The organism is Microcoleus sp. S13_C5, from assembly GCF_036700845.1.
Lineage (GTDB): Bacteria > Cyanobacteriota > Cyanobacteriia > Cyanobacteriales > Microcoleaceae > Microcoleus.
In genome coordinates this window covers 51512-67922 of sequence record NZ_JAUBPR010000024.1, presented here as the reverse complement: position 1 = coordinate 67922, position 16411 = coordinate 51512, and the positions used below count along the sequence as shown (strand labels likewise).

The following is a 16411-nucleotide window of genomic DNA, read 5'->3' as shown; positions in this document are numbered from 1 at the left end:
ACGACAACAGCAGGAAATAAAACAGGTACGCTGCAATTTGTCAATGATGATAGCGATGAAAATCCCTTTGATTTCCCCATAGCGGCCACAGTCACAACCGCACCAACTTCAACTCCAACTCCAACGCCGACACCTGCACCCGTACCCACACCAACGCCTGCACCCGTACCCACACCAACGCCTGCACCCGTACCCACACCAACGCCTGCACCCGTACCCACGCCAACGCCTGCACCCGTACCCACGCCAACGCCTGCACCCGTACCCACGCCAACGCCTGCACCCGTAACCACGCCAACACCTGCACCCGTACCCACGCCAACACCTGTTAACATTCCCGATACAGAGTGCATTTGCGATCGAATTGAGTATCCCAATCTCAACAAACCCAACGAACAAATTGATAATATTATCAATGATCGTCCCGGTCTTCTAATTGGCACTCCCAGAAACGACGCCTATTTTGGCAGCAACAGTCCCAATATCTTCGATGCTTTAACTGGGAACGACAATCTATTTGGTGGCGAATTTAAGGATATCTTCAACGGCAATGAAGACAATGACTTCATTGATGGCAACAAGGGAGACGATATCCTATTTGGTGGCAAAGGAAACGACATCCTTCTTGGTGGTTTGGGTGAAGATATTATCTTTGGGAATGAGGGCAACGACTCAATTAACGGCAAAGAAGATAATGACTTAATCTTTGGCAATCGAGGTAATGATTTTATCGACGGTGGCAAAGGAAACGATATCCTATTCGGCGGAAAAGCCCAGGATTTAATTCTAGGCAGCGAAGGCAATGATACTCTTTTCGGACAACTCGGAGACGATACTTTGTGCGGCGGTGCAGGAGATGACTTCCTCAGCGGCAACGAGAATAAGGATTTAATTGACGGCAGCGAAGGAAACGATACAATTTACGGCGGTGAAGATAATGACACCTTACTCGGCTGCGTTGGCGATGATTTCTTGTCGGGAGATTTAGGGAATGACAGCCTCATCGGAGGTTTGGGCAACGACACTTTTGTCTTAGGAGTCGATCGGGGATTCGATATAATCTCTGATTTTGTCAAAGGTCAGGATTTCATAGGATTGTCAGGAGGTCTGAGTTTTAACCAGTTAGAAATAAGTCAGAACAATAACAGCGCGCTGATTAAATTAAAGGGAAGTGGAGAAGTAATTGCTTCGTTAACCGGAGTCACCGCCAGCCTAATTGCTGTCAACGATTTCCGAACATTTTGATATCATGCCCGCTAAAATAACCGTTATAAGTTTGTAGTAACCACGTCCTTCTTCATAAAAGTATGAGGACTTCACTCCTCACTACCAACCACTTTTATCAGCCCGGTTCTAGCGGACATAATATCAACTTAAATAAACGCAGATGAATATAATGCCATCTGCGTTTATCTCCTTTCATCGGCAGTGATAAAATAGAATTGGCAAAAATAACCGGATTCTGTATAAACTCTTTATCTTAATTCTGCTTCTGCCTTCCAGTGACTAATTGCCCGATCGCCTTAACCGCAATACTGGGATGAAAAAGTACCGCAGGCGACTCAATCATGTGCAGAACTTCCAAAAATGCTTGACAAACTTTAGCATCTCCGACTAGCACTTTTAACACTAGATCCATGTAATCAATTGTCAGCCGCGTAGCAAGGTTTAGTTTTGCACCTATACTTCCGCGATAGCGGGAATCCTGACTGATGGCAAATGTCCAAGGAATTGTATGTAATTTTGCTAGTTTTTGTTGAAATTGTCGTGCAAAGCCTGTTAAATCGCCTTCTGGATACCGCTCTCTTTGCTTTTGCAAACATTCATCTAGCATCTGAGCATCCAGTGCAGCAACGGTCATTCCCTGGCCATAAACTGGGTTGAAAGCGCAAACTGCATGACCGATAACGGCCAAATTTTCAGGATAACGGGAGAGGCTTTCATAGTGTCGCAAACGGTTTTCTGTACCTCGATAGCTATAAATAGGTGTGATGGCTTCTGCGTCTTTTATCGCATGATAAATTGTCGGGGTTGGCAGACTGCGCGCAAATTCTACAAAACCTGCTTCGTCTGTGGGGGGATAATCGCGATCGCCCCCGGCGAAACCCACCAGCCAGCGATTGCCTTCGATCGGAAAAATTGCACCGCCACGGGTGCGGAACGGCGGTCCTGGTGATATAAATACTGGCGCTGTCTCTGAGAATTTACCGCTGCATTTATAGATGCGGGTGGCATAGCCGACAAAAGCATTGATAACGGTTTCTTGCGGAGGTTCCCAGCCCAAACTTTTCAACCATTGAGGCGTTTTGGAAACTTTGCCACCAGCATCGACTACTAAATCTGCATACAAATTTTCTGCATGGATCTTAGCCCGGTTGTGGCGATCGCGAAAACGTACCGATACGCCAGCAATCCCCGCGCGCGAGGCATTCGCCAGCAACCCCGTTACTGTACCTCCTTCGAGGAAATGCACGTTCGTATTTTCAGCCAAGCGGCGGCGAATTTGCCAATCAAGTAAATCGCGACTGAACATAATTACATCATTTAGATCCGGGCTAAATTGCGGGGCCCAACCTGCCGGACTAAACCACCCGATCGACCTCGGATCTAAACTAGGAGCACCAGCAGCTACCAGTTCGTTTTCCAAGCCGGGAAAAAACTCTTCGAGGATGATTTTCCCCCGATTTAAAAGGATGTGAAGATGACGAGATTGAGGAATCCCAGGGCGAGGTGCGGGTTTTTCTGGGAAAAAATCTCGTTCAACAATACTTACTCGGTCGAAGTGTTTTGCTAATACTCTAGAGGCCAACAGTCCTGCTAAACTGCCGCCAATAATAATTGCATGACTTTCTCGCTGCACTATCGAATCCCTTCAAAGCTAATTTGCTATCATTGGTAGATAAATTGTGAACAATTTGTCTGGGCTTCTGTGCCGACTTTTAATATCGATCGACCAAAGATTTTCCTCTGCAATTATTTTAATCCGACTTACCCTTACTACCATCTCGGATGCGCCGCCGCGCACCTTACTGATAACGAAGAACTAATAACTTAACAACTGCCAATTTACATACCACAAATATTCCTAAAGTGACAGCCGGCCGCAGACATATTTCTACACTTCCAACTGTAGGGGGATGCTTTAGCTCGTCAATAAGGCGATGCTTGCCATTGGGGGCATAAGTCTAAAACTATACATTGGTTAACTTGCGCCAATGAGCGCGCACCCACTCCTTTACGAGGAATATACTATGTATCAAAATTTGCCAATAAATCCACAACTGTATAACATCGGGTTCTGGCTGGCCCAAGTGCCAGTAGAGCAGACTACAACAACAAACAGAGTAGAAGACGCAGCACTCCTTTATTCCGGGCCGCAATTTTTTATCGCCTTGATAGCTGGAGTGGTACTCGCCTGCGCTTTCCAACTCTTGCTAACAAATTTATCAGTAGCCGCGGGTCTTTCGTACATGGGACAATCCCACGACGATGGCCACCACTCAGATAGCGGCAGCCCCCCAGTCCGCCACATCGGCCGAAAGGTAGGTACTTGGACGCTAGTCACCGTCACCATCGCTTTATTCTTTGCTTGCTTGCTAGCAGTTAAGCTTAGCTTGATTAGCAGTCCCGGTTTAGGTGCGATCGTCGGTTTAGTCGTGTGGGCAACCTATTTCTCCATGCTTGTTTGGGTGAGTTCCACCACCGTCGGTTCCTTGATCGGTTCCGTCGTCAACACCGCCACATCAGGCTTTCAAGCGATTGTCGGCACCGCAGCCTCTGCCATCGGCGCCAAAGCAGCCAGCAACCAAGTCGTCGCCACAGCCAAAGCAGCAGCAGCAGCAGTGGGCCACGAACTAGGTAGCGCGATCGACCCTACAAGCTTGCGCGAAAACGTCGAAGACTACATCCAAAGCCTCAAACCGCCCGAATTAGACATCAAAGGGATGCGTAGCGAGTTTGAAAAATTGCTCAACGATCCCCAACTAAAAACCATTGCAGCCGAAAACTTGCCCAATCTCGATCGGCAAACTCTCGTAGATTTAGTAAGTTCGCGATCGGACTTATCAAAACGCGACGTAAACCGGATTGTAGACCAACTTCAAGATGCTTGGAAACAAGTAGGAAAACAAGGGCAGCAATCAGACGGCATCGCCCAATTAGTAGACTATCTCAAATCAGCCAAATCGGGAGATTTGGTCTCAGATAAATTGGCAAGTAGGGTAGAAAAAGCCCTCAGCAATCTGGGCGGTCAAAATTCTGGACAGAACCCGACCATGATGTCCCAAGCAACGACAATGGCAGTCAATGCTTTAATGGGAATAGTATTGGGTCGCACGGATATTTCTGACTTGGATCTTGAAAAAGTAGTCGGTCAGCTCAAAGAAGCTAAAGACAAAGTTACCCAGCAAACTGATAAAATTACCGCTCAAGTCAAAGGCGAGCCCGTAACTTACAGCCCAATTCGTGCCGACGTAGAAAACTACCTACTCAACACTTATTCGTGGCAGATGAACCCGCAAGCGATAGAGCGCCAATTTCGGGACGTTCTCTACGATCCTACAGCAGATCCAGGAACTGTGCGCCGCGAATTAGAAAAACTAAAACAGTCTAATTTTGCCGAAATCCTGGCTAGTAGAGGCGTTTTTACTCAAGACAAAATTAAACAAATTTCCCAGGAATTAGAAGCGATTAGACAGCGAGTTTTACAAACCGTGATCTTTGCCGAGGAGCAAGAAAAATCTCGCGATTTGCAGTGGCGGGTGGAAACTTATTTGAAGCTGACGCCGAAAGAGGAACTGACAGCAGCAGGTATCGGGAGCGATTTCAAAAAAATATTAGAGGATTCCGATGCTAGTTACGAACAGTTGCGCGATCGGCTTTCTCCTTACACCCGCGATAGTTTTGTGCAAATTCTCCGCGGTCGCGAAAACTTCGGATTCCAGGAAGTAGAACAGATTGTTCAAGAGTTAGAAAGGACGCGAGATGTAGTTTTAGCAGATTCTAAAGGTCTGCAAGAAGCAGCGCAAGCCCGACTAGATAACCAGTGGCAAAGAGTGCAAGAATACTTGAAGTCTACGGGCAAAGAAGAACTCAATCCCGAAGGCATCAAGCGCGATTTGAAAACGCTGCTGGATAACCCAGAAGCGGGAATGTGGGCCCTGAGAGCTAGAGCTTCTAGGTTCGATCGCGAAACTTTGGTAAAATTGCTATCTCAGCGGAAAGACCTCAGCGAAGACCAAGTAAATCAGCTTCTCGACAGCGCCGAAGAAACTTGGCACGGCGCACTGCATGCGCCACAAAAGTTGGCAGAAAAAGCTAAGGATCAGTACGACCAAACCACAACCGCCCTTGCAGATTACCTCCGCAATACTGGCAAATCAGAACTCAATCCTGAAGGGATTAAGCGGGATTTGACAAAACTGCTGGAAAATCCTAAAGAAGGAGCTTTAGCGCTGCGTGGCCGCCTGTCTCAAGTCGATCGCGATACTTTGGTAAAACTGCTTTCTCAGAGACAAGATTTGAGCGAGGAACAAGTCAATCAAATTATCGACCAAGTGCAGGAAACCCTTGGTTCTATTGTGAAAGCGCCGCGCCGTTTGGCAAAACGGGTGCAAAGCCAAGTGCAAGATTTTCAGAGTGTTTTAGAAGATTATTTGCGTAATACGGGCAAGGATGAATTAAATCCCGAAGCCATCAAGCGCGACTTGCAACTGCTGCTGCACGACCCGAAAGTCGGCGCTTACAGTTTGGGCGAGCGTTTGTCACACATCGATCGAGCTACAGTTGTTTCTCTGCTGTCTCAGCGGCCGGATATTTCTGAAGCAGAAGCCAATCGCATTGTCGATGGCATTTTGTCGGTGCGCGACGAGTTCGCACTGCAAATTCAGAAAATACAGGAGGGTATTCAGTCGGTAATTGACGGGATTCTCGGAAAAATTCGGGATTACCTCAATTCGCTCGATCGCCCAGAACTAAACTACGAAGGCATTACGCGGGACGTGCGGAAGTTATTTGACGATCCGCAAGCCGGATTTGACGCTTTGCGCGATCGGCTGGGTCATTTCAATCGCGATACTTTAGTAGCACTAATGAGTTCCCGCGAGGACATTTCCGAAGCAGATGCCAACCGCTTGATCGACCAAATTGAAAGAAGCCGCAACAGCGTCTTGCAAAGAGCAGAACGCTTGCAGCAAGAGGCGCAGCTTCGCCTCGAAAGCATCAAACTGCAAGCCGAAAAACAAGCGGAAGAAACCCGGAAAGCAGCAGAAGTTGCCTCTTGGTGGCTGTTTTTCACGGCTCTTTCCTCGGCCGCAGCAGCAGCAGGCGCCGGTGCTTTAGCCGTCATCCGATAAAAAAGACTCAAGTTGCGATCGGATTGCAGATAGTGCCTGATATGAGTTTCTACTGATATCAGGCACTAATGTTAGTAAAGGATTTGATCGGGGAGTGGGAACTGGTTTTTATTAATTTGTTGGTCCTGTTGAATAATGTTATGGTAAACCCGTTCCTACCCGTTTGTTGAGGATTGTGCAAACTGTGAATTTATAAATCTTAATTAGCAGTTTTGATTAATTCAAAATAGAAAAGTGAAAAACTGATTTTTTTGATTGTTTTATATTTTATTTGCAGATGTAATAAATAAAAAGTCGCCGGATATTCATTGCCTCTGCTATGACAATTTTTGAACGCGGTTCAGGCTTCCAGGCTGGATAGGCTTTTAGGCTTATTCCACTACTCCTGCCAGGATTGCTATAGAAGGACAAAAATAAAAAAAACAGCTATGGGAATGAGAACCTTTTGGTAGACAAAACCCGGCGCGCCAGTCCGCTCTCCCCTCAATATTTTTTAGGTACAATAATAGTGAGGCTTCTCAACCCAGCACGCCTGTTATACCAACCGCCCGCCGCCCTGGCTGCGTCAGTATCAAACGCGAACTGTTTTGAGTTCGATCGCCCGTTTCTTTTGAAGATGCCGAGCGTCAGGTTATAACTTGTAGGTCATAGGTTGTGCATAATAGGGAACTAAAGCTGTGAAAATACTACACTGACTGTGGGGGGCAACATACCGGATACCTTGGAAATACCAAGGGCTTTGCCAAGTCACCCCAGAACAGTCCAAATACGCAGGCCCTGCGATCGCCAATGCTAAACAACCTAAGTCTCAAACCTCTCCTGGCTAGTTGCCTAGTAGCACCGTGAGGAGGGCGACGCCATGCAACTCCGAAAAAAAACACTATTAATCATCGGTGCAGCGCTGATCAGCCTGATTGTGGTTCTATATGCCACTGCATCAACTATTTTGCTGCATGATTTTCACAACCTGGAGGCACAGTACGTCCGCCAGGATGTCGCACGGGCTTTGGACGCATTAGATGATGACTTGTCGAATTTAGACACCAGCGCCCAAGATTACGCCGAGTGGGACGATACTTACTCTTTCGTCGAAACACGGAACGAAAATTTTGTCAAGTCAAATTTCGTCGATTCGACATTTATTTACTTAAGACTAAACTTATTGGTGCTGCTGGACTCCAACGGGAAGACGATCTTCAGCAAAGGTTTCGACCTTAAATCCCACACCGAAATCCCGATTCCCGAAAGCTTAAAACAGCACTTGACCGAAGCGCTACTAGACTCATCGACAGTCGATGGCGATCGCCCCGTCGCCAAAACAGGCGTCCTCACCCTGCCAGAAGCCAGACTGCTGATTGCCGCCAAGCCCATCTTCAACAGCAACGCCCAAGGCCCGTCGCGGGGGACGCTGATCTTGGGACGCTACCTCGACAGCAGCGAAATCGGTTTGCTTTCAGAACTCACTCACCTGTCCGTGGATTTTAGATTGCCGAGTTTAGATTTTAAAGTGGGAGCCGCGAACTACTCCGGGCACAGCGCCAAGGCGATGGCTCGATCGACGCAGGAGTTGGAAAATGTCAAACTCAAAATTTCCAACCTCAAATCAGCAGAAATTTTAGTCGAGCCACTCAGCGACACCTTAGTCGCAGGATACGCCCTGATTCGCGACATCCACGGCAACCTAGCGCTGCTGCTGCGAGTGGAGACACAGCGCATCATCTACGGCCAAGGTCAGGCTACCTTGGAGCTGTTTACCTTATCAATACTCGCAGTAGGTTTAATATTTAGCGCCATCACCCTGCTGTTGCTAGAAAAATTAGTCTTGGCGAGATTGGCTTCCTTGAGCACCAGCGTCAGCAACATCGCAGCCAACGGCGACCCAAGCTTGAGAGTTGATATGGCCGGAGCAGATGAACTCGCAAGCTTGGCCGACGGCATCAACCGAATGCTAGAAGCATTGGGCAATTCTCAAGTCGAACGTAATGAAAGCGAAGACCGCTATCGGTTGATGGCCGAAAACTCAACCGACATGATCACCAGACACGACCCCAAAGGCGTGTTTATTTACGTCTCCCCCGCCAGCCGCGCTTTGCTGGGATACGAACCTTCGGAACTCATCGGCCGCGTCCCCAAGGATTATTTTCACCCCGACGATTTAGAAACCATTGCCAAAGCTCACTGGAAAGTCCTGGCGCTCCCAGTTACTTACACCGTCAGCTACCGCATCCGCCGCAAAGACGGCAAATACATTTGGTTTGAAACCACCGGCCGCACGATCAGTGATCCCCAAACCGGCGAAGTCCAAGAAATTATCGGCATTTCCCGCGACATCAGCGTGCGGAAGCAAACAGAACAAGAACTGCGAGAAAGCGAAGCTGCAATCAAAGCTTTGTACCAAGTGACTTCGGCTCCCCGTACAGACCCGCTCAACCACCTCTCTACCTTTGATTTGCGCCTCCAAGAACTGCTGGCAATGGGATGTCGGCATTTAGGCCTGTCCGTGGGAATTTTGTCCTGCATTCAAGGCGACAACTATCAAATAATGGCTGTGGAGTGTCCCGACGGGTCGATCGTCAAAGACCAAATCTATGATCTGGAAAAAACTTTCTGCGTCGCTACGTCAATGGCAAAAGAACCGATTTACTTTGAGTCGGTGCGATTTTCTGGTTTTTCCTTCAACAGCGACGATCGAGCCTTCCCCATCGAAGCTTACATGGGCATTCCCGTCACGGTGGGAGGTGAAGTTTACGGCACTCTGTGCTTCTTTTCTCCGACTCCTGTAACAGAACCGTTCCGAGTTGTAGACAGAGAGTTGGTGAAACTGATGGCTCAGTGGGTGGGAAGCGAACTCGAACGTCAGCAAACAGACGTAGATTTGGCAAAAGCTCGCGATCAAGCACTGGCGGCGACTAGAGCCAAAAGCGAATTTTTAGCCACCATGAGCCACGAAATTCGCACTCCGATGAATGGAGTCATCGGCATGACCGGTTTGCTGCTGGATACCCCCTTAACTCGCGAACAGCGCGATTTTGTAGAAACTATCCGCAGCAGCGGCGATGCCTTGCTGACGCTGATCAACGATATTCTAGATTTCTCGAAAATAGAGTCGGGCAAATTGGACTTGGAGGAACATCCGTTTGACATCCGCACTTGCATTGAGGAATCTCTAGACTTGGTAGCTGCCAAGGCGGCACAAAAAAAACTGGAAGTGGGTTACTTGATCGATCGTACAGTACCAACAACGGCGATCGGCGATAGCACCCGCTTGAGGCAAATTTTAATCAACTTGCTCAGTAATGCTGTTAAATTTACCGACGCTGGAGAAGTGGTGGTTGCCGTGACTGCCAAAAAGATTTCAGTGTCAACGGCTAACGCAAAAGAACCGTCATTAATTGCGGGCGAACCGATAGCAATTAACCCAGCATACGAAATACATTTTGCGGTCAAAGATACCGGTATCGGCATTCCGAGCGCTCGCATGGATCGGCTATTTAAATCTTTCAGCCAGGTTGATTCTTCAACGAGCCGGCAGTACGGCGGTACCGGATTGGGTTTGGCAATTAGTAAACGTTTGGCCGAAATGATGGGCGGCCGGATGTGGGTGGAAAGTATGGGTAGTGTGGCGGGCAATCCTCCTGCCGATTTTAGATCATCGGCAGTTTTTGATTTGGGATGGGCAGAATCTTGCGAAATTGCCGAAAAATATGGCTATGGCAAATCTGTACTGAACAACAAGCCGAGCGGCCAAAATACGAAATCAGTTGGCTCTACTTTTTATTTCAGCACGATCGTTTCTGGCTGCAAGAATTCCTTACCAGTTAACTTGAGCAATTCTCAACCTGAATTAGCTGGCAAGCGAGTCTTAATTGTTGATGACAATGCTACCAACCGCAGAATTTTGACTCTCCAAGCTCAGTCTTGGGGAATGGTGGCTAGGGCTTCAGATTCGGCTCGTTTGGCTTTAGATTGGCTGGCTGCTAATGAGATGTTTGACTTGGCAGTTTTGGATATGCAAATGCCGGAAATGGACGGGTTGGCTTTAGCAGCGCAAATTCGCCGGTATCCTGATTGCGAAAAGTTGCCGTTAGTGATGCTAACTTCGATCGGCAGGCAAGAAATTAACCCCCCTGCTAGGGAGATGGATTTTGCGGCTTTTTTGAATAAACCCATCAAACAATCTCAGCTTTACAATGTTTTAATCAATATTTTTGGAGAACAGACAACGGAATTTAGAGGGCAGCGCACCAGCGGGGCTTTCTTGCAAAGCATACCCATGCTGGCTGAGAACTTACCCCTGCGGATTCTGTTGGCTGACGATCATTTGGTGAATCAGAAGGTGGCTTTGCAAATTTTACAGCGGATGGGGTATCGCGCGGATGTCGCGGGAAACGGTATCGAAGTGCTCGAAGCTTTGCGCCGCCAGCCTTACGATGTGGTGCTGATGGATGTGCAAATGCCGGAAATGGACGGACTGGAAACTACCCGCCGCATCCGGGAGCAATTTTCAGCAGATTTAACTTTAGAAAATCCCACGGGAGAATCAGAAGTTTCCGCAACAGATGAGCAATCTAATAATGGAAAATCCCGAATCGAAAATCGAAAATCGACTGACGAGGAATCTAACAATCGAAAATCGAAAATCGAAAATCGAAAATCGACGAGGCCTTGGATTGTGGCGATGACAGCAAATGCGATGCAGGGTGATCGCGAAGAGTGTATGGCTGCGGGGATGGACGACTATTTGAGCAAGCCGATCGCAATTGACCAGTTGGTGCGAGCTTTGATCGCGTGTAAATCTCGATCGAACTCTGCATTCGATCGTCTGCAGCCTATTGTTTGTTTGGATACCCCGGCGGAACAGATCGAAGAAACGAGTGAATTACAAGTGCCATCAAATGTGGCTGTTGGGGGAAATCCACAACTGACAATTTCCAATTCGCCGGCAGTGGTCGATTGTGGTGCATCAAATCTCGATCGGGCTTTGTCAGAGAGGCACGATTCCCTGAGTGCCAACATTATAGAGGGACTGCGAGAAGTGGAAGCTTTGGACGAGGTGATCGAGATTTACCTCGAAACAGCTCCCGAACTGCTGCGAGGCATCTCTATGGCTCTGAGCAACGCCGATCCGCTGGCTTTGCGGCGATCGGCTCATTCTTTAAAGTCGATTAGCGGTACTCTCGGTGCTTTTCGCTTGTTTGAGCTGTGCGAGGAACTCGAAATCATGGGCCGCATGGGAACGAATGCTAACCAGCCTTTACCTGATCCGGCCTGCGCGCTTTTAGAACAGGTTGAGGCGGAGTATCAAAGAGTTGAAGTGGCGTTAAAAATAGAAATGCAGTCTGTGGATTGTTAGCGGTTAGATCCTGTCCGATTGATTTCTCATAAATTCAAGTCCGCTTCGGGTAAGGCTGCCCATCTGAAGCAACAGTAGACAATCGAAAGTTATCTCTCTCACCCCAAGGAGGGGACTGTTAACTATTAACTTACTTTTTAGTTACCAAAACCCAATCGTCCGCTGTTTTGACAATCTCAGCATTCTGCAAACCTAAATGTTTTAAAACAGGTTTTTCTAACAAAAAATAAGGTTGAGGAAGAGTTTGCCATTTCTGTTTGAGCGTCGGCGCGTCCGCGACAATAACTTGGCGTTGACTATAAAAATTCAGCGATGGACGGCCCAAGCGGTGAGAAGTAAACACCTGTTGACCGGCCGGAGTTCCTGTGCGGACAATTTCGGCGATCGGCTTAACAGGATAATCCTCTGCCAGTTCCCAAACCCAGTTATCTGAAGCCACCAATACCAACAGCGTCAGGTAAGTTCCCCAAATTAAAACTAATATAAACTGCCGGTCTTTGCGGTGCAGCAAAACGGCCGCCATTGTCATTGTCAAAGCTAGAAACATCAGCATTAACTGCAAATCTCGCTGGGGAGGCACAATATATTTTCCAATTTGCACTAAGCCACTGAAGTAAATGCAGCCGACAACACCAACTACAGCCAGTATTGCGAAAATCGCGGGATGAGGCAACAAAGAAATAGCATCAAAACGTTCTTCTGCTTCCTCTGTGAGCGGCTCTGGCGGCAGCCACAGTTGCTCCCAAACTTCAGCGATATAACTGCCAACAGCAAGAGCAAAAGCTGGATAAATTGGCAAAACATACCACGGCAATTTAGTAGTCATCACAGAAATAGCCAGCAGATATACTCCAGTCCAAACCAATACTAATTTAGACCCAGGAAAACTGCGATTTTCCCAACTCAGACGCAGCCCTTGTAGCCAAAATAACTGCCACGGCCAAGCTAATTTAAAAATTTCTAAAAGATAATACCAAGGCGGGCCTCTGTGACTGCTCACAGGTTCCGAAATGCGCCGGAAAGATTCGTTAACTAAATTAGCGTGGATGAAATATTGGCCATAGTGCAGCCATTGGGCAAAATACCAAGCAGCCACTGGCAATGTTCCGATCGCCAATCCGCCCCAAAGATACCCAGAAGAGAGGAGTCGCGGGGTATCCCAAACCAAAAAAATACAGCCAACAGCAGCCAACAGCAGCCCCAACATCACGCCCTTAGTCAGGCAAATGAGTCCGAACCCAATCCCCGCGCCCAAAGCGTAGCGCAAATCCCGGCGCGATCGCAGCAAACACCACATCGCCGCCAGCAAAAAACACAAAACCGCCCCATCCAACATCGCCAAACGTCCATGCCGCACCACCGGTAACAACGTCAGATAAACGAGGGCAGAAAAAATGGCGATCAAACGCGGAGGAAACAACTCCCTGCCAATGGCGTAAAGCAACGGCACTGACGTGGCTGTCAGCATCGCCGGTACCAACCTCGCCGTCAATTCGCTGACACCGCCTGCTGCAAAACACAGCCCGATTAGCCAGTGTACCAGCGGCGGTTTGTTGAAATAAGGCATTGAGTCGATCGTCGGATACAGCCAATTTAAGTTGCCACGCCAAATTTCGCGACTTACCTGCGCTGCAATGCCTTCATCCCAATCCCGCAAAGCCACGCCGCCCAGATTCAGCCCGAAAATCAGCACTGCAGCCAACAGAAAAGCCAGCATCCACACTTTGTCTGTAAAGCTGTCATTCCAGCGATTTTTCGGTTTGCGGCTTAGGAATGGAAAGATTTCTGACATAACTTAAGAGAGTTTTGAGCGTCCCAAACTGAAGGTAAACTTAGAAAGCAGTTATTTGCGACTAGGAAAATACCATGAACTTGCCTGTAATTATAGATATTATCATTGGCTTAGTCTTTATCTACCTGACGTTAAGCTTGCTAGCTTCGGAAATTCAGGAACTGATTGCTACTGTTTTGCAGTGGCGGGCGGAACATTTAAAGAAGTCGATCGAAGTGCTGATTTCGGGCGGCAGCGAAGGCGCGAAAGATCCCCTGCAATTTAAGCGAGTCGGACAGTTGGCTCATTCGATTTACGCCAATCCGATTATCAAAGATTTGAATCAGGGCGCGAAAGGGCTTTTATCAGAGGGATTCCGTTCTGTTACGCACCGCATGGGACATTTTTACCACGGAGTTACGGGTACTAAAAATGTTTTCGGCAATAAATCCAGTGGGCCTTCTTATATTCCAGCCGAGTGTTTTTCGGCTAGCCTTTTGGAGACTTTAAAGGTTTCTAGTTTGCTCAGCTCTATCTCTAAAACCCGATTGGAAAGATTTAAAGATTTACAATTAGCACAAATTCAACAGATTGGAGAAAATCTGAGTTTGCCGGATGCTACTAAACCGATTATTAAGCAAGAATTTAGGTGGCTGACTGCGGAATTAAATCGAGTTGTTGAAGATTATCACAACAATTTAGCAAGTTTGAACAACAGCTTAGATCGAATGTCGGAAAAGCTAGGATTTTATATTAAGGATTCTCAGGTTTATCTACCAGAAACCGAGCTAGCAGGGAGAGAATTTCAGAGGCAGATGGCATTTGTCAAGGCTCGTTTTGACAGCAAAACTGAGCGGGTGGCGCTACTGGGGCAACTGCAACCGAGTTTCAGCAATCTGTTAAATACGGTTAAAAAAAGTCAAGATACGGTAGCAGAAATTATAGATCTCAAAGAGGAGACTCCAATTTATCAACAAATTCAAGAAACCTTGGACAGTATGCCAGAATCTTTGAAACGCAGCCTTTATATTTTAGCGCAGCGCGCTGAAAAAGGCGGCGGAGATACTCAAGAGCAGTTGCAGCGGTTTCAGAAAGAAATTGAAATTTGGTTTGACCAATCGATGGAGCGTGCTTCTGGTGTTTACAAGCGGAATGCCAGAGGGGTAGCGATTTTGCTCGGAACTGCGATCGCGGTCGCTGCTAATGCTGATACCATTAATATTATTAATCGGTTGTCGAAGGATTCGATGTTGCGATCGACTGTTAATTTGTACGCTGAGCAGTTGGTGGCAAACAATGCTAAGACTAAATCAAATAATTTAACCAGTCTGACAAAAGTTCAACAGGATGTCGATCGAGCTTTGGATCAGGTAGCTCTGCCTTTTGGATGGAGCGAACAGAACAGGTTAGAACGAGATAGGCAGGGGAATTTATTGTGGTCGGCTTTGATTGCGAAATTGTTTGGTTGGATATTGAGCGGCCTAGCTATTTCTATGGGGGCTGCTTTTTGGTTTGAGGCGCTCAACAAGATTATTAATATTCGCAATGCAGGGAAAAAACCGCCATCTTCCACAGAATCTTGAATGGTGCAGTTGCGAGGCCAATTAACTAACTGTCATACCCTTTTAGATTTTAGATGGGGAAATGACTGAAGACTATCAAGGTTTGAAGCATGGGCTGACAGTTGGAGTCTTTTTTGAAAGTGGTATCACGGATAGGATATCGGATCGATCGGTAATTTCGCGTTTGCCGGAAGTAAGGGAAAATACGCAGAATATAAATTCCGTGCGATCGCGGATGGCAGTGCTGCAGAAATAGGGCAAACTAATAGATAGGTTACAGAAGAATGGGCGAAACAAATAAGGTCGCTGGCAGTTTCAGAAGCTCTGACTCCAAGGCTGTATCTACCGCTAAACACACTTTTGGAGGACGGAATATGTTGACTTCTTTAAGGGAAACGACTCGCGCCTCGGAATACGCAAATCCCCCATCCAAAAGCTTTGTATTCAAGGACTCCAGCATCAATGAAGGTGGATATTTTGTTTCCAGAATTTTGATTGGGGCATCTGACTGCATCGAGAAAATTACCTCGGTACTTCAAAAATCTGCCTCTATCCTTAGAGAGATTGACAAAGTTGGCTCGACTTCTGACGGCCGATCGGGTCAACTGCAATTAGGCTTTGTTATCCTCAGTTCAGATTACCTAGAACCATACAAAAGTCAATTGCCAAAATCGCACAGTTCCCTGACTCAAAACAGGAGACTTGGTTCGTGTTATGCCGATCGATATAGTGATACACTCAGCAACGGCGGTGGGCGCGATCGACAGTTTGCTAATTAAGGAGAGTGATTTCATGGAGAGTGTGGAACGTACCGAGGGCGACTGGATCGAATGCAATTGTAATTAGTGACGCAGGCGCGATCGCAATCAAGGATTTCGATCTGACTCAATCTGCAATCAGATCAACTCCCGCTGAATAATTTGAATCACGTTTGTAGTGAGGTGGGCCGTCCTCACAGTGTCGGTAGCACCCCATAAGCAAATTGATTTCTAGCGATGCGTTCCACTTAATATTAGATTGTTTTGACTGTTAGTAAATGCGACCAAACCTCCTGGTAATCAGTATTTGGGTGTATCGCAAACTACCAAATTCAAAGCATATAGAATTATTCAAAATCTACATAATGCAGTTTTCCCTTGGATGAAATACAGCTAGGGAAACTCTAGTGCATTGTGCCTATACGTAAAATCTCACACTCACAGAAAAACTACTAAATATAATTAAGAGGAGTTATTCTGGGGGAAATTACCTCCACCATTTCCGACTACCTGAAATCAGGCTACTCCTAGCCCAATAAGGTCGAAAAATTTTGATTGTACAACCTAGATTAATTTATTTGAATAGGCGCGATAAAAGTTGTAATATATTCCCA

At 47.1% G+C, this 16411-nt stretch carries 8 protein-coding genes; 6 read left to right on the top strand and 2 right to left on the bottom strand.

Annotation, left to right across the window (positions count from 1 at the left end; genetic code table 11):
- Window positions 1–1245: calcium-binding protein (locus QUA04_RS09670; RefSeq protein ID WP_333256056.1), on the top strand; the 1245-nt coding region annotated here is incomplete at its 5' end.
- 235 nt (window positions 1246–1480) lie between these two features.
- Here the strand turns inward: QUA04_RS09670 and QUA04_RS09665 are convergent.
- Window positions 1481–2860 (bottom strand): 2-polyprenyl-6-methoxyphenol hydroxylase-like oxidoreductase, encoded by a 1380-nt coding sequence (locus tag QUA04_RS09665; RefSeq protein ID WP_333256054.1) that lies wholly within the window; start codon window positions 2858–2860, stop codon window positions 1481–1483.
- Window positions 2861–3251: 391 nt separating this feature from the next.
- Here QUA04_RS09665 and QUA04_RS09660 point away from each other — a divergent pair, with 391 nt between their 5' ends.
- A complete protein-coding gene (locus tag QUA04_RS09660; protein ID WP_333256052.1) occupies window positions 3252–6353 on the top strand; it encodes an MFS transporter in 3102 nt (1033 codons plus the stop codon).
- Between the two features lie 859 nt (window positions 6354–7212).
- Window positions 7213–11706, top strand: coding sequence for a response regulator (locus QUA04_RS09655; protein ID WP_333256050.1), 4494 nt, complete (start codon window positions 7213–7215; stop codon window positions 11704–11706).
- Window positions 11707–11836: 130 nt separating this feature from the next.
- Here the strand turns inward: QUA04_RS09655 and QUA04_RS09650 are convergent, their stop codons facing one another.
- A complete protein-coding gene (locus tag QUA04_RS09650; protein WP_333256048.1) occupies window positions 11837–13498 on the bottom strand; it encodes a glycosyltransferase family 39 protein in 1662 nt (553 codons plus the stop codon).
- Window positions 13499–13572: 74 nt separating this feature from the next.
- Between QUA04_RS09650 and QUA04_RS09645 the strand changes: the two genes are divergently transcribed.
- The 3 genes from QUA04_RS09645 (at window position 13573) to QUA04_RS09635 (ending at window position 15818) form a co-directional block, all read left to right on the top strand.
- Entirely contained in the window at window positions 13573–15060 is a 1488-nt protein-coding gene (locus QUA04_RS09645) for a hypothetical protein (RefSeq protein ID WP_333256045.1), read from the top strand.
- Window positions 15061–15121: 61 nt separating this feature from the next.
- Window positions 15122–15295, top strand: coding sequence for a hypothetical protein (locus QUA04_RS09640; RefSeq protein WP_333256044.1), 174 nt, complete (start codon window positions 15122–15124; stop codon window positions 15293–15295).
- A 118-nt stretch (window positions 15296–15413) separates the two neighbouring features.
- Window positions 15414–15818, top strand: a complete 405-nt coding sequence (locus QUA04_RS09635; RefSeq protein ID WP_333256043.1) for a DUF4347 domain-containing protein — start codon at window positions 15414–15416, stop codon at window positions 15816–15818.
- The last annotated feature ends 593 nt before the right edge of the window (window positions 15819–16411 follow it).